At 33.7% G+C, this 14,471-nt stretch carries 17 protein-coding genes; 11 read left to right on the top strand and 6 right to left on the bottom strand.

Going from position 1 to position 14,471, the window contains the following annotated elements; translation table 11 throughout:
• Both BMX10_RS17340 and BMX10_RS17335 read right to left on the bottom strand, forming a co-directional pair.
• Positions 1–252: transposase (locus tag BMX10_RS17340; protein ID WP_139176488.1), on the bottom strand; the 252-nt coding region annotated here is incomplete at its 3' end.
• A gap of 147 nt (positions 253–399) precedes the next feature.
• Positions 400–684, bottom strand: a complete 285-nt coding sequence (locus BMX10_RS17335; protein ID WP_090447004.1) for a hypothetical protein — start codon at positions 682–684, stop codon at positions 400–402.
• 192 nt (positions 685–876) lie between these two features.
• Between BMX10_RS17335 and BMX10_RS17330 the strand changes: the two genes are divergently transcribed.
• From BMX10_RS17330 to BMX10_RS17305, 6 genes are all read left to right on the top strand, one after another.
• The gene (locus tag BMX10_RS17330) at positions 877–1,740 is read left to right on the top strand and encodes a hypothetical protein (RefSeq protein WP_090447002.1); all 864 of its coding nucleotides are present in this window, start codon (positions 877–879) and stop codon (positions 1,738–1,740) included.
• Between the two features lie 67 nt (positions 1,741–1,807).
• Positions 1,808–1,978 carry a DUF896 domain-containing protein gene (locus BMX10_RS17325; RefSeq protein WP_090447000.1) on the top strand — a complete coding sequence of 57 codons (171 nt, stop codon included), beginning with the start codon at positions 1,808–1,810 and terminating at the stop codon, positions 1,976–1,978.
• A gap of 171 nt (positions 1,979–2,149) precedes the next feature.
• Entirely contained in the window at positions 2,150–2,626 is a 477-nt protein-coding gene (locus BMX10_RS17320) for a hypothetical protein (protein WP_090446998.1), read from the top strand.
• Positions 2,627–2,853: 227 nt separating this feature from the next.
• Positions 2,854–4,005 carry a sensor histidine kinase gene (locus tag BMX10_RS17315; RefSeq protein WP_090446997.1) on the top strand — a complete coding sequence of 384 codons (1,152 nt, stop codon included), beginning with the start codon at positions 2,854–2,856 and terminating at the stop codon, positions 4,003–4,005.
• 23 nt (positions 4,006–4,028) lie between these two features.
• A complete protein-coding gene (locus BMX10_RS17310; protein ID WP_090446995.1) occupies positions 4,029–4,673 on the top strand; it encodes a response regulator in 645 nt (214 codons plus the stop codon).
• 62 nt (positions 4,674–4,735) lie between these two features.
• Complete coding sequence (locus BMX10_RS17305) at positions 4,736–5,560, top strand: DegV family protein (RefSeq protein WP_090446993.1); 825 nt, start codon at positions 4,736–4,738, stop codon at positions 5,558–5,560.
• A gap of 84 nt (positions 5,561–5,644) precedes the next feature.
• Here the strand turns inward: BMX10_RS17305 and BMX10_RS17300 are convergent, their stop codons facing one another.
• Both BMX10_RS17300 and BMX10_RS17295 read right to left on the bottom strand, forming a co-directional pair.
• The gene (locus tag BMX10_RS17300; RefSeq protein ID WP_090446991.1) at positions 5,645–6,565 is read right to left on the bottom strand and encodes a selenium metabolism-associated LysR family transcriptional regulator; all 921 of its coding nucleotides are present in this window, start codon (positions 6,563–6,565) and stop codon (positions 5,645–5,647) included.
• A gap of 63 nt (positions 6,566–6,628) precedes the next feature.
• Entirely contained in the window at positions 6,629–7,549 is a 921-nt protein-coding gene (locus BMX10_RS17295) for a cation diffusion facilitator family transporter (RefSeq protein WP_090446988.1), read from the bottom strand.
• Between the two features lie 115 nt (positions 7,550–7,664).
• On the opposite strand from BMX10_RS17295, the gene BMX10_RS17290 reads away from it, so the two are divergent.
• Entirely contained in the window at positions 7,665–8,114 is a 450-nt protein-coding gene (locus BMX10_RS17290) for a hypothetical protein (RefSeq protein ID WP_090446986.1), read from the top strand.
• Positions 8,115–8,262: 148 nt separating this feature from the next.
• Here the strand turns inward: BMX10_RS17290 and BMX10_RS17285 are convergent, their stop codons facing one another.
• The gene (locus tag BMX10_RS17285; protein ID WP_090446984.1) at positions 8,263–10,371 is read right to left on the bottom strand and encodes a polyribonucleotide nucleotidyltransferase; all 2,109 of its coding nucleotides are present in this window, start codon (positions 10,369–10,371) and stop codon (positions 8,263–8,265) included.
• Between the two features lie 309 nt (positions 10,372–10,680).
• Between BMX10_RS17285 and BMX10_RS17280 the strand changes: the two genes are divergently transcribed.
• From BMX10_RS17280 to helD, 4 genes are all read left to right on the top strand, one after another.
• Positions 10,681–10,884 carry a hypothetical protein gene (locus BMX10_RS17280; protein ID WP_090446982.1) on the top strand — a complete coding sequence of 68 codons (204 nt, stop codon included), beginning with the start codon at positions 10,681–10,683 and terminating at the stop codon, positions 10,882–10,884.
• 16 nt (positions 10,885–10,900) lie between these two features.
• A complete protein-coding gene (locus tag BMX10_RS17275) occupies positions 10,901–11,101 on the top strand; it encodes a helix-turn-helix domain-containing protein (protein ID WP_170834883.1) in 201 nt (66 codons plus the stop codon).
• Positions 11,102–11,160: 59 nt separating this feature from the next.
• Entirely contained in the window at positions 11,161–11,409 is a 249-nt protein-coding gene (locus tag BMX10_RS17270; RefSeq protein ID WP_090446980.1) for a hypothetical protein, read from the top strand.
• Between the two features lie 173 nt (positions 11,410–11,582).
• Entirely contained in the window at positions 11,583–13,889 is a 2,307-nt protein-coding gene (helD, locus tag BMX10_RS17265) for an RNA polymerase recycling motor HelD (protein WP_090446978.1), read from the top strand.
• Positions 13,890–14,165: 276 nt separating this feature from the next.
• Here the strand turns inward: helD and BMX10_RS17260 are convergent.
• Positions 14,166–14,471, bottom strand: a 306-nt coding sequence (locus tag BMX10_RS17260; RefSeq protein ID WP_139176498.1) for an IS3 family transposase, incomplete at its 5' end; no start/stop codon positions are given.

Below are 14,471 nucleotides of genomic sequence, written 5' to 3'. Positions count from 1 at the left end.
TTTTAGCTGTAACTCTCCTGATAGGTAATCCCGTATAGCATCTTCCTTTAATTGACGAGAGTAGTTTCTCCAAGTAGAGGACTCAACTAAACCTTCTGTTCCATACCTATCGAACTTATATATCCACTGTGTAATTGTATTTCTATAGATGTTATATCTAGATGCAATATCTTTAAGGGTACCTAATCCCTCCTGATACTCCTGTATTATTTGAAATTTTTCCTCTGCGGTATACTTAACTCTCTTTGACATTAAAAATACTCCCCTTTCAGTAGCAGATTTTTTTATTTAATCTGTCTACCTATAGGGGAGCATATCAGTATTTTCACCGTGAGGCAGCTGGGTTCTTTATGGCTATAATTCTACAAAGTTGAAATAATTCTAGAGCTTTAGATTTTTCTAATAATCGTCTAATATTTCAAGTATTCTGTCAAGCTTTGCTTTTTGCTCTTCATCTAAGAAAGGTATCATTTTTTCAATCATTTCTTGCTGATTTGGTACAATCTTTTTTAAACGCCCTAATTCCTTTAGTATTTCCTCTTCTGATTTTTGACTGTATTCATTAAAAATCTTCATAGCTTTTTTATAATCTTCATCTGAGACCATATCCTTAACTTCCTCTAACTTAGAGTAATCCCCTTGTTTAGCAGCTTCCATAAGTTCATTTAGCTTCTTTGGATCCATTTATTCTCCCTCCTGAAAAAATAATATAAATAAAAACAACTCAGTAGTAATTTTTACTATCTATATAAGTTATGCAATAGATTTTTTTTTGCCACAAAATATTAGTAATTTCTTTAAGCTTAGAAACCTTTAATAATTTTATAAAGAATGAATATATTTAGTAATAAAAGCTTTATCTAAAGGAGGGAAATGATGGAAAAGGAGAGTAGTAAAACCGGTTTTAATATCACTATTAATGACAGCCAAATAAAGCTTGTGGGGATTATGTTCTTATTTTTTTTGCTAGCTTCTAATAAAAAGCCTACAAATAAGTTTAATTTAAAAGAAATTAGTGAGATAGAATTGCAGAAAAAATCTAGGCTCCTAAATAGAATTAAAGGATATATGAAGGCTGAAGAGCAATATATCGTCCATAGAGCAGAAGTGATTCTAGAAATAATAAGCAGAGTAAAATCACTTTTGGAAGGACCCCAGTTGCAAAGTGCTGAAGTGCAATATCAATCCTTAAGCTTAGAGGATAGAAAAAGAAATATGTTAATGGACCTTAGCGCACATATGAAGGAAGAAGATCGGGATATCATAAATACAGCTATAGAATTAGATATCAAAGCTAGAAATATTGAAAAACAAATGCGAGAGCTACATAATTTATCACAAGAAGGTATCAGTATTAATAATATTGAAAAACTTATTGATGCTATTGACCCCTTATTAGAAGGAGAAATGAAAGAAAAAACCAAAGATATTAAAAAAATCACTAGTATGTTTAAAGTAATTCGATCTCTGGATAATAAGGGCTCACTTAATGAAAATGATCTTCTAGAAATTATTGCACCTCACATAGAACCACAACAAAGGGAATCCCTAATGAAAATGATGCAGATTGCAAAAGCTGTCAGCAGCAGCATGAATAACAATGAAGTAGGTGATACCAAAGATAGCCAGACAACAGAAGAACCTTCAGATCCTTCACAAAATATTGAAAGAAAGAAGGAACTATTGTGTATGATGGATGAAGCGTCTGCAAAGGAAGAAGAAAAAGAAATAGAAGAGTAAAAGGGTTTATTTAAAATGACGTTTGTGGTATATTATTGTTAGCATAAGACTTTAAGGAGATGTTTATATGTTACCAAAAGAAAAGATAGAAAAAATTAATCAACTAGCAAAACTGTCAAAGACTAGAGAGTTGACGTCAGAAGAAAAAAAAGAGCAAGAAAGTCTAAGAAGAGAATATATGGAAGTGTTTAGAAAATCTTTTAGACAACAACTTGATTCTATTGAGATAGTAGATTAATATCTACACCGTCTTCAAGAAACCACAACATATTGTGCAAAAAACTAATAAAACAGAAAAATGACACTATATGTTGAAAATATTTTGATTTAAGTAGCAAAATAAACTAAAATTTTTAACCCTTTTTCTTTATAATGATTATGAATCATACAAAAGAAGGAGGGTTAAATTTTGAAAAAGATTGTAGTATTATTTTTTCTAGTGATTTTAGCTATAGGGCATGAAAACATTATATTTGCTTCATTTAAAAACCAGGAGATAGAAGATGAAGCAATAGGTCAATATTTACAGGAGGTTTTTGAAGAAAGGGTACAGATATGGAATGAATTTATGATGAAGGGGGATAAAGATCTACAGTCTATAAAAAAACAATTAATGGAATATACAACAGAACCTTTATTAAGCTTTGATATGAATGCATTTGAAGATCTGTTAAAAAACCCCACCTCTTATGAGATTATCAGAGATGTTAGCATTGAAAGGTGCCAGTCTATAGAAATGGAAGGCAGTAACAGAACCTATTTAGTAGAGATATTTTGGGTAGTAGAAGCCTACGAAGAATTACATCGTGAGGAAGTAGAATATATTGTTATAATGGAAAAGATAAATGACAAATGGCTCTTGAGTGATTATCAATTAAATAGATAGGATTTAACTATTTTAATACATTAAAGCACAGCATCGTTGTAGGTAACGATGCTGTGCTTTTTATTCAAAGCACATACTTTTTTCAGGGTAATTATACCTATTTATTTAAAATGGATATATTTTCCCATGAAATTTCAAAAGATTATTGTTAAAAACAAAGGAAAAATGTCATCTTTTGTAGAAATAATAGCTAGTAGTATCAAGAGAAGTAGAGGTGAAGTAAAGGGATGAATAATGATCTTTTAAATGCTGGAAAGATGAATGAAATCTTTTCTAAAGTATTAAATGCTATAGAGGAAAGTAAGTCAGAGGTTTTGGATATTACAGAAAATATTCGTAAGGAATGCAATGAATTAAAGATACAATTGGAAGCTATAAAAGAGAATGTTCTCATCTTAATTAAAGAAGTAGATGTTTTAGAAAAATTAGAAAAAAATAGTAGAAGAGAGTTACTAAAAGTTAGCAGAGATTTCGAAAAGTATAAGGAAAAAGATATAAAAGAGGCTTACGAAAAGGCAAATGCATTGCAAATCCAGCTAATATTGAAAAGACAACAGGAAAAGGAATTGATTAAGAAAAGAACTGAAACAGAAGTAAGATTAAAAAATACTGAGAAAACCTTAGAAAAAGCAGATACCCTTTCATCTAGAATAGGCATCGTACAGGAGTTTTTAGGGGGCAACCTTCAAGATCTTAATAATACCCTTGAGGATATAAAGCATAGGCATTTTTTAGGTCGTAAAATAATTCATGCACAGGAGGAGGAACGGAAAAGGGTTGCCAGGGATATCCATGATGGACCTGCACAATCTTTAGCGAATCTAGTGATTAAAGCAGAGATATGTGAAAAGCTTTTAGAGGTAGATCTACAAAAAAGCAAGAAGGAATTAAAAGAGTTAAAAAAATGTACAAGAGAAAGTATCAAGGATATAAGAAAGATAATTTATAATTTAAGACCTATGTCTATAGATGATTTGGGTTTTATTACAGCCTTACAACGATACGTTGAGAAGTTTCAAAATGAAACGAATATAGTTGTAGATTTTGTAATTCTATCTGAAATACCTTTAGAAGATTCTATTAAAAGTTTGTCTATCTTCAGAATTGTTCAAGAAGCCTTAAATAACATCAGGAAACACGCCAATGCATTTTCTGTAGCAATAAGGATAGAGATGAACAAAAAAAGCATTGGTATAAGTATTAAAGATGATGGTGTAGGCTTTAACCTAGAAGAAATTAAGCTTCAAGAAAAAGAAGACGGTGGATTTGGGTTGTTAAACATTAAAGAAAGAGTAGAATTATTAAACGGCAACCTGAAAATAGAAAGTGAAATAAAAAAAGGCACAACAATTTTAGTTAATATTCCAAGAGAAGATTAAAAATATGATGGGGGGAGTTTTGTATGAAAAAAATTAAGATTTTGTTGGTAGATGATCATTCATTAGTAAGACAAGGTTTGAAGCAAATTATTGAGCTAGAAAAGGATATAGAGGTGATAGGACAAGCAGGGGACGGAGAAGAAGCTATTTCTAAGGTGCAAGAATTAAACCCTGATATTGTATTGCTGGATATTAATATGCCAAAATTAAATGGTATTCATACATTAAGAAGGTTGAAGGATATGAACAATACCATAAAAATCATTATGCTTACTTTTCATGAGGACAAAGAATACTTATTTGAAACCATCAATTTAGGAGCTAATGGTTATGTGTTGAAGGATGCTGAAAGTGACAGCTTAATTAAAGCTATTAGAGATGTAAATAATGGAAATTCATACATTCATCCTAGTATAGCAACAGATTTAGTAAAGGAATTTAATAATAGAGGTGTCAAAGAAGATGAAGATTTGAGACTAACTAGGAGAGAATATGAGGTATTGACCTTAATTGCTGAAGGACTCAATAATAAAGAAATAGCCTTTAATTTATTTATTAGCGAGAAAACTGTTAAGAATCATGTATCCAATATATTTAAAAAGATTCATGTAAATGATAGAACCCAGGCAGCTATTTATGCATACAAACATAATATTAAGAAAATTTAAAGGTATATTAATAGGGTAGTATTCATTATTTTTATAAATCTATCAAGAGGAGGCATAAGGAAATGCAAATTATCACCGATAGTTCCTGTGATATTCCAAAAGAATTACTGGAAGCCTATAACATAGTGGTAGTACCATTAAATATAGAAATAGATGGCAAAAATTATGTTGATGGCATTGAATTAAGCCATCATGCCTTTTATGAAAAAATGCAGAAATCAAGTGGCATACCGAAAACAGCACAGCCATCTACTCAGAGCTTCTTAGATGCTTTCAAAGAAGGTCTACAAAAATATGGAGAAGTTCTTAGCATCCATCTTTCCTCTAAGCTAAGTGGAACGCAGGATGGTGCTATGGTTGCAAAGAACATGATAGGGGGAAATATAGAGATTTTTGATTCTCTTAACGGATCATTAGGTTTGGGTATGCAGGTATTAAAGGCGGCTCAATTAGCAAAAGAAGGCTGTAAGGTAGATAAGATTATCGAAAAGCTTGAGGAATATAGAGAAGAGATCAAGGTAGTGGTGTATTTAGAAAGCTTAGAGAATGCAGTTAAGGGTGGTAGAGTAACGAAAACGAAAGAAGTAGTGGCAAATTTATTTAACCTAAAGCCAATTGTTCATGTGGAAGAGGGATATGTCCGAGTGCTTAAGACGGTTAGAGGAAAGAAGAAAGCTATGAAATCTTTAATTACCATGATGGAGGAAAAGAATATCAGTTTTGAGGATAGAATAATAGGTATTACCCATTGTGACTGTTTAGAGGATGCCATGAAGTTGAAAGAAGAAATTATTAAGAAGTTTAATCCAGCAGAAGTAATGGTTACTACCATGGGTCCAGTGATTGGCACTCATGCAGGAATAGGAGGATTGTTAGTTTGCTTTTAAACTACAAACCCAGCAGCATGATGTATGATAGACCACATACATTAGGCAGCTGGGATTTCTACATCTTGGATATACTAGGACATTTTAGTCGTCGGTGACTGTATCTAATAAAAAGTACTGATGGACAAATTTTTGAAAGGCTGTTTCTAAAGGTGAAGGAGAACGATATTTATGGCAAACCAAGTAAAATTTACGTTGTAGATCCAACTCTCTTATTTTAAAGGTTTTTAACAAGTTGAACCTTGCTTCCTCCTCTACTGCTCGCTTTGATAAAAAGGATATACCTAAACCTTTTCGAACACACTGTTTAATTGCTTCAGTGTTCTCAATATATGCCACAATATTTAAATCATTAGCAGAAGTATTGAAATGATTTTCTAAGGTGGATTCTAATAGGGCTCGTGTACCTGATCCTTTTTCTCTAAAAATAAATACTTTGTCCAAAATACTTTCTAGGTTTATGGTTGAATCAAAGGAAGTATAGGGTTCAGTATTAGGGGTTACCAACACAATTTCATCATGGGTTAATTCCATGTAGGTAAGTTGATTATGAGGTAGTTTGGCTCCCACCATGCCAAAATCCACATCACCAGAGAGGATTCCTTCTACCACTTGTTCAGAATCATAATGCATCATATTAAAGTGGACATCTGGATAAAGCTGATGAAACTGACTTATTATATCCGGGATAATATATTGCTCTGGGATGGTACTGCAGGCAATTTCTATACTACCAATTATTTTCCCTTTAAATTCCCCTAGTTTAAATTTAGCATGATCCTTTAGGTTGATAATATTAACGGCATAATCATATAAAATCTCTCCAGCGTGGGTAAGGGAGATTTTTTTATTTACTCGGTTGATTAAAGTTGTATTCAATTCTTTTTCTAGGTTTATTATATGACTACTGATGGTTGGCTGGGTTAGAAATAAACTATCAGCAGCTTTAGAAAAGCTCTTATACTTGGCAATAGCTACAAATGATTCTAATTGTTTAAAATCCATAGCAGAGCCCCCTTTTCCTTTTTTCTAGTCCAATCGTAACATGTTTTTCCTCTCAATTCAATCTTAGCCTTTATATTTATAATCACAATGATGACAATTTTCTTCCTGTGGCTGTCTGCAGGGGTTTACATGGATAAGAACATCTTGAATATCATAGCTGGATTCCATGATATTTTTCTTTGCTCTAGCGGCGGCTCCATGCCCTTCCTCCACGGTAATGGTAGGATTTACACATACCTTCATATCCACAATGAACTTTGACCCATATTGTCGCATCTTTATCTCCTGCACTTCTTTTATACCTTTTGCTTCAAAAGCTGCTACTCTAATATCCTCTACGACCTCCTTCGGGGGAGCTGTGTCCATTAAAGCCATGATGGCCTGCTTATAGATAGAAATCCCAGTTTTAAGTATAAGAATGGATACAAACAATCCAGCAAGAGGGTCCATCATGGGAAAGCCAAGGACTGCACCGGTAATACCGATTAAGGCTGCTACAGAAGAAAAAGCATCAGTACGATGATGCCATGCGTCAGCAATAACAGCAGTACTTTTTATTTTCTTTCCAACCCTTACGGTATAATGATAAAGCCACTCTTTTAAAAGGATAGAGATACCAGCTATGTAGATAGCCTTAAACTCTGGTGGAGTAATCACTGGTTGACGTAGAATACTATAGGATTCATAGCCAATACCCAATGCTGTAACAATCAGGATAATAGCTAAAATCTTTGAGGTTATAGTTTCAGCTCGATGATGGCCATAGGGGTGAGATGCATCAGGGGGCTTATGAGCTATTTTCAATCCTTGAAGTAGAATGATTGTCCCAAAGAGGTCAGAAGCAGAGTGAAAAGCATCTGCTACTAATGCGGTACTTCCCGCTATGATACCAATAATTGCTTTTATAATAGTTAAAAAAACATTTGTCACTAGACCAACGATAGATACTTTTTTTGCTTCCTGATAGCGAACCTGATCTTCCATAAAGCACCGTCCTTAATAAGATAGTTAATACAGCAATACATTACATATTATCTGAATACAATCAAAACAATATGCAAATACTCCTTATTAAAAAGAAGCTGTAGGAGGCAGATAAATGGCACGTATTATCCACCTGAGAGACTATAAAGTCTCCAAACAAAGAAAACTAATTGTAAATATATACCAATTACTAAATAGAGGTCTGGAGGATGAATTAGATACCATCCTGATGGAGTTTGATGAATCTTTCATTACTGTCTGTAAGAAATATAATCTTGATGCTATGAATGTAGATTATTTTAGACTTCCTATCATAACTTTCATAGTAACTAGTTTTATAAAAAATAGCGAAATTAGAGATTATTTTCCTCAGAGTCTTGTATTAGAAAATGAGGATAATAAACATATGTTTAAAAACACCCTAATAAAAATCCTTGAAACCTTTGATGATAGTTACCAATATAATGATATTAGACATAAAGCTGAAGAAGAATTAGAGGCTATTATTGATGAAGGTTTATGTAGATTACTTCAAATTATACCACAAAAAATCTATTTAGTTTAATAGATCAGTATGTTTATAGGAAAGATTTACTATCATAATGAAGGATATATGATATATATAGTGAGATTAGATAAAACCATCACGAATAACAGATTGATTCATGATGGCCCTAAAGGTTAAGCTCTATAGTATGAGAAGAGATAAGAAGCTAATTGTTCTTCTTTTCATTTGTTTTTTGTGGTTTTGGCAATAGTGCCTTTCGAGATAGACCAATTTTCCCTTGGGGGTTAATTTCCATTACCTTTACTTCAACTAGGTCACCTTCAGCAAGGATGTCCTCAACCTTAGCTACTCTTTCATGGGCAAGATTAGAAATATGAACCATTCCTTCTTTCCCAGGTAGAATTTCTACAAAGGCACCAAAATTCATGATTTTTATAACTTTCCCTGTATAAACCTCACCCACAACAGGGTCCTTTACGATAGTTTCAATCATTGCTAATGCTTTCTCAGCAGATGCTTGGTCTGGTGAAGCTATGAAAATGGTTCCATCATCTTCTATATTGATTTTGACGCCAGTAACATTAATAATATTATTAATGACCTTACCACCTGTACCAATAACCTCTTTTATTTTGTCAGGATGCACTTTGAACTTAGTAATCTTTGGTGCATAGGGAGATAATTCAGCTCTAGGGCTGGTGATGGTTTCCTTCATTTTATCTAAAATATGTAGTCTACCAGTTCTAGCTTGTTGAAGGGCAGATTCCATAATGCCTCGATCTATCCCTGCTATCTTAATATCCATTTGCATGGCGGTGATACCCTCCTCAGTACCTGCTACCTTTAAGTCCATATCTCCTAGGGCATCCTCCATTCCTTGGATATCAGATAAAATAGAAATCTGATCCCCCTCTTTAATAAGTCCCATAGCAATGCCAGCTACCATGCTTTTTATTGGAACGCCAGCATCCATTAGAGAAAGCGTACTGCCACAAACACTTGCTTGTGAAGAAGAACCGTTGCAGCTAAGAACCTCTGATACCACTCGAATGGAATAGGGAAAATCCTCTTTACTAGGTATCATTGGGAAAAGTGCTCTTTCAACCAATGCACCATGACCAATCTCTCTCCTGCCTGGCCCCCTCAAAAATCGTACCTCTCCAACACTGTAAGGAGGGAAGTTATATTGATGCATATATCTCTTTTCTTCTTCTTCACCGATACCATCTATTCGTTGGGCATCTCTTAGGTCCCCTAGGGTAGTCACAGTCAAAACCTGGGTTTCCCCTCTTGTAAAGAGGCCTGTACCATGGGTTCTAGGTAAAATTCCTACTTGGCTGGATATAGGTCTAATTTCATCAAGCTTACGATGATCTGGGCGAATACCATCAGCAGCAATCATTTTCCGTGTTTCTTCTTTAATAAGCTTTGCAAGAATATTTTGAACCTCCTTGGAGGAGTCCTCAAACCTTTCTTCAAAATATGCGATAGCTTCAGCCTTAATAGCATCGATATTTTCATTTCTCTTTGCTTTATCCACTGTTTTAATGGCATCCACCAATTTAGCCCCTAAGAAAGAGGTAACCTCAGTTAGGAGTGTTGAATCTGTTTCTTTAGCAACTACTTCAGTTTTAGGTTGTCCCACCTCTGATACAATTGTTTCTATGAAGGCTACTATTTCTTTAATCTCCTCATGAGCAAACATAATACCGTCCAGTATTTGGTCTTCTGTTAATTCATTAGCACCTGCCTCAATCATGTTAACAGCATCCTTCGTTCCAGAAACTACCAATTCTAATTGGCTGTTTTCTTTTTGCTGACTGGTGGGATTCACAATGTATTTGTCGTCAATCATGCCAATGAGTACTGAAGCCGTTGGGCCCATAAAGGGAATCGGAGAGATGGATAGGGCAATGGAAGAGCCGATCATGGCTGCAATATCTGGTGGACAATCTTTATCCACTGATAATACAGTAGCAATTACCTGGATTTCGTGATGATATCCCTTGGGAAATAAGGGTCTAATATGTCTATCTATTAATCTAGAGGTTAATACCGCTTTTTCACTAGGTCTACCCTCTCTTTTTATAAAACCACCTGGTATTTTACCAGCAGCATATAGTTTTTCTTCATAATCACAGCTTAAGGGTAAAAAATCAAGTCCTTCTTTAGGGGCTGAGGATGCACAAGCAGTAACCAAAACTACCGTATCCCCATATGTAATCCTACATGATCCTTCAGCAAGCCTTGCTTCTTTACCAATCTCTACTACCAAAGGTTTTCCTCCCAGTTCTGTTTCAAAGGTTTTTACCATATAAATCACTCCATTTTTCTATTTTAAATTTATTGTTACCTATGTATAATTCCTTTTATTTCTTCATTTTCCTTCAATTTTCTACCTTTATTTATTTTAATTATAACCATTTATAATCAGTTAGTATTATAACAAATAAATATATTTTAATCAATTCTATTTAATTTTAAACTTGTTTATCTATAATTATTTGTGTATACTATTAAGGAAAAAGGTGTGCATGAAAAAAGTTACAAAGGAGGTTGTCAATGAAGGAGTTATTCAACCAAAAGGAAAAAAAAGAAAGTTAACGAAAAGAACTTTTATGATATGATACAAAAAGATATGGAAGAAATGATCGGATGCTATCAGAATAATCTTGCATTATTAAAACAAATAAAAGAGGAATTTGAAAGAGAGAAAGAAATGAATAAAGAGCAGGAAACGGAAATCATTAATGAGCTTATATATCGTACCGAATATTTTGCTTATCAGTTAAAATCAAAGGTTGCTAAGATGGATAGACCCATTTGATGAAAGGAAGGGTAATATGACGGGGAATATCGATAGAGAAGATGAGATAATGACCATTACAGAAGTGGCACAGTACTTAAAAATTAGTGAGGTTACCACTTATAAATTTGTACAGCAGGGGAAAATACCAGGATTTAAAATTGGACGTCATTGGCGGGTGAAGAGAAGCGATCTGGTAGAATTCATAGAGAAACAAAAAAGAGGCGAAAGAATCTAACGGATATCTTCCTTCATAATAACAGGTTGCTATCTAATTATTATAAAGGAAGAAGAAAAATGATAGAAATTAATGATCAGCTTTCAATAGAGGACTTATTACAAGCATGGGTGAACATTTCCTATAGGATGTTCTTTAAAAGGGAAAAAAACAAAGAAACTGCTGAAACTCGCAAACAAATTATCGATAGATTAAGAACAAAGGGAATTAATAGCATTGTGATAGCTGGTATGGACCATGAATCCTATACTTTAGAATATAATCAATATAATAACAAAAGGATCAAAAGAATTATTATAGAAAAATAGGCTGCTGTTATAGGGATAGGTTGCGTTAATAGGATCTATCCTCAATTTATTTCAATAAAGCAGTAGATACATATACTACTTTTTAGTGACATGACAACAGAGAAGATAAGAGCTTAATCGCAAAGAATGAAATCATATAGAAGATTTATTGGGTTTATGAAAGGAGCAAAAGCATGTCTGTCAAAAAACATCCAGACTACAGGAAAGAAGTAGAACGATTAGACTATACGAAAGATTATATCAAGAAGACATTAGATGCTACAGAGGAATACAGATCCCTGTATAAAGAAAACATTAAAGATGCTATGGAAAATCTTGATTATTTAGATAGTAGTCAAAGCTATATCAGCGTTTTGATTAATACCAAATTTATTGAGATTGCAGATAGAAATTTTGATAATTTAAAAAGGATTCAAGACAAACCCTATTTTGCTCGAATCGATTTTAAACCCCATGAAAGAGAGATGGCAGACAAGATATATATAGGGAAAACCTCTCTAATGCGGTCAGAGGAAGAAGTTCCCTTGATCGTAGACTGGCGTTCTCCTATTGCCAATATCTATTATGAGGGGCGTTTAGGAGAGACAAGCTATGTGGCAGAAGGTGGAAAACAGGAGGGAGAGCTTCTTCTTAAAAGACAATTTACCATTGAGGAGGGAGAGCTAAAAAACATAATGGATATTGATATCACCACTACTGACACCTTTTTGCAGGCTTCTTTAGAAGCTAATGCCGAAGAACGGTTAAAGGATATTGCCTCTACCATTCAAGCAGAGCAAAACCGTGTCATCCGTGCAGATATGCATCTACCACTAATTGTTCAAGGGGTTGCAGGGAGTGGGAAAACCACCATAGCTCTCCATAGAATTGCTTATTTCATCTACACCTATGAAAAAACATTTGACCCAGAGAATTTTATGATCATCGCTCCTAATAAGCTTTTTATTAACTATATTTCAGACGTGTTGCCTGAATTAGGGGTAGAGGATGTAAAACAAACTACCTTTATAGACTTTATAGAGGAATTGATTGGAAATAAATATAAAATGGCGGATGGCAGTGATAAACTAATGACTTTAATTGATGGTAAGAATACTTCAGAAAAAGATCAATTAGAATGGTTAAAATGGGCAGCTGCCTTTAAGGGATCTATGGATTTTAAAAGGCTGTTGGACAACTATATAAGAGACCTAGAGAAAGATTATTTGCCTAAGGATGATTTCACACTGCATGGACATATCATTATTTCTAAAGAAGCTATACACAGGATGCTATTACAAGAGTTTAACTATCTCCCCCTCTATAAACGGACAGATGAACTAAAAAAGACCTTAAGAAATCAATTAAAGGAGTTTAAAGAAAAGCTTCTAAAGGAAACAGAAGCAGCCTATGACGATGAAATAGAAAACATAAGATGTCGGATGGAGGCTTCAGAGGAAAGGAGACAAAAAATCCTGCCCCTTATAGAAGAAAGAGATACAAAGCTTGAGGCTATTAAAAAAGATGCCAAAACCCTTGTAAACAATTATATTAAAAGATTTCCTAAAAAAGATTTATTTGAGCTCTATAAGGAATTAATGATACAGGAAGACTTAATAGAAAAATATGGCGGAATAAGTCTACCCTCCCAAGGCGTTGACTATCTATGTCAGCAGGCCAAAGTGTTATTAGAGAACAAAAAGATAGAATTAGAGGATTATGCTCCATTAGCATACATAAAGCATCGTATCTTTGGCTTCAAAGAAAAGCTGAAAGTGAATAGTGTCGTTATAGATGAAGCTCAAGATTTTAGCTTATTCCAATTTTATACATTAAAAGAAATCTTAAAAACCAATATGTTTACCTTATTAGGAGACATTTCTCAAGGTATCCACTCCTATAGATCGATACAAAATTGGGAAGAAGTAAGGGACGAGGTTTTTTATGAGAGAAAAAGTAACTATATCACTTTGGTGCAAAGCTATAGAACCACTATAGAAGTCATGAATCTAGCCAATGCAATAATTCTTAAGCTTGCTAATCCTAGAATTGTGCTGGCGAAGCCTGTTATTAGGCATGGAGATAAACCTGAGATGAGGGAGTTCTCAGAAAAAGAAGTACTATTGGAAGGCCTGCAGGAAAAATTACAGCAGATTAAAGACAACTATAAATCCATAGCCATTATAGGTAAGACCAAGAAAGAATGCAAAGAGATTAAAAAGTATTTAGATAAACATAAAAAGCTCCATACCAAAATCCTGGATGAAAAAGAAGAGAGCTATGATGCAGGGATTATATTGGTTCCAGTACACTTAGCAAAAGGATTAGAATTTGATGCAGTGTTAATAACTAGTATAGAGGAAATCTATCAAGAAGAGGAGTTGGATATCAAACTTCTCTATGTGGCCATGACGAGAGCCCTGCATGAACTGGACCTATTTTTTCTAAAGGGTACAATGCCTATATTAAACAACATAAATGAAGAAATGTATATAAGGTAAGGGTAAAAGTACAACGGGTTATTTACTAATTAAACCATTCTCATTACTCACACTGAAATCCTCTAAGCTGCGCAATCTCTGACATCCCAACCTAGTAATAACCCCTAATAGATAAAGAGATTAGTAAAAATCAAAACTAATTTATTGATAAAATCAACAATCAGGAAAGTAGTATCCTCCCAATTGTTCTAAGTAACTAATAAAGTAAATAAGCACATAAAAAAATAGACCCTTGAACTGACCTTTGTCAAGTAGACAGGTAATTTAATTAAAAAGTTATGCACATTTGGATGCATGGTTTCGATACTCTAAAGGAGCCATGCATCTTAGTCTTTTTTGAAATCTTTTTCCGTTGTAAAATTTAATATATTCAACTATTTTGCCCTTTAACTCTTCAATTGTTTTAAACTTTTTGCCATAAAACATTTCAGTTTTCAAAACACCAAAAAATCCTTCCATAGGCCCATTATCTATACACTTACCAACTCTAGACATACTTTGAGTCATACCAGCTTTCTGAATTTTATCTCTAAAGATATTACCTGTATATTGAAATCCTCTATCACTGTGAAATATAGGCTT

The sequence above is a fragment of the Natronincola peptidivorans genome (assembly GCF_900111615.1).
Taxonomy (GTDB): Bacteria; Bacillota; Clostridia; order Peptostreptococcales; family Natronincolaceae; genus Natronincola_A; species Natronincola_A peptidivorans.
The sequence above is the reverse complement of the archived record's forward strand: the minus strand, read 5'-3'. Positions and strand labels throughout refer to the sequence as shown.

What these genes read in the sequence shown, in the direction of transcription:
- BMX10_RS17335 (WP_090447004.1), bottom strand. Translation starts at nt 684, where the DNA reads ATGGATCCAAAGAAGCTAAATGAACTTATGGAAGCTGCTAAACAAGGG.
- BMX10_RS17330 (WP_090447002.1), top strand. Translation starts at nt 877, where the DNA reads ATGGAAAAGGAGAGTAGTAAAACCGGTTTTAATATCACTATTAATGAC.
- BMX10_RS17325 (WP_090447000.1), top strand. Translation starts at nt 1,808, where the DNA reads ATGTTACCAAAAGAAAAGATAGAAAAAATTAATCAACTAGCAAAACTG.
- BMX10_RS17315 (WP_090446997.1), top strand. Translation starts at nt 2,854, where the DNA reads ATGAATAATGATCTTTTAAATGCTGGAAAGATGAATGAAATCTTTTCT.
- BMX10_RS17310 (WP_090446995.1), top strand. Translation starts at nt 4,029, where the DNA reads ATGAAAAAAATTAAGATTTTGTTGGTAGATGATCATTCATTAGTAAGA.
- BMX10_RS17305 (WP_090446993.1), top strand. Translation starts at nt 4,736, where the DNA reads ATGCAAATTATCACCGATAGTTCCTGTGATATTCCAAAAGAATTACTG.
- BMX10_RS17300 (WP_090446991.1), bottom strand. Translation starts at nt 6,565, where the DNA reads ATGGATTTTAAACAATTAGAATCATTTGTAGCTATTGCCAAGTATAAG.
- BMX10_RS17295 (WP_090446988.1), bottom strand. Translation starts at nt 7,549, where the DNA reads ATGGAAGATCAGGTTCGCTATCAGGAAGCAAAAAAAGTATCTATCGTT.
- BMX10_RS17290 (WP_090446986.1), top strand. Translation starts at nt 7,665, where the DNA reads ATGGCACGTATTATCCACCTGAGAGACTATAAAGTCTCCAAACAAAGA.
- BMX10_RS17285 (WP_090446984.1), bottom strand. Translation starts at nt 10,371, where the DNA reads ATGGTAAAAACCTTTGAAACAGAACTGGGAGGAAAACCTTTGGTAGTA.
- BMX10_RS17280 (WP_090446982.1), top strand. Translation starts at nt 10,681, where the DNA reads ATGATACAAAAAGATATGGAAGAAATGATCGGATGCTATCAGAATAAT.
- BMX10_RS17275 (WP_170834883.1), top strand. Translation starts at nt 10,901, where the DNA reads ATGACGGGGAATATCGATAGAGAAGATGAGATAATGACCATTACAGAA.
- BMX10_RS17270 (WP_090446980.1), top strand. Translation starts at nt 11,161, where the DNA reads ATGATAGAAATTAATGATCAGCTTTCAATAGAGGACTTATTACAAGCA.
- helD (WP_090446978.1), top strand. Translation starts at nt 11,583, where the DNA reads ATGTCTGTCAAAAAACATCCAGACTACAGGAAAGAAGTAGAACGATTA.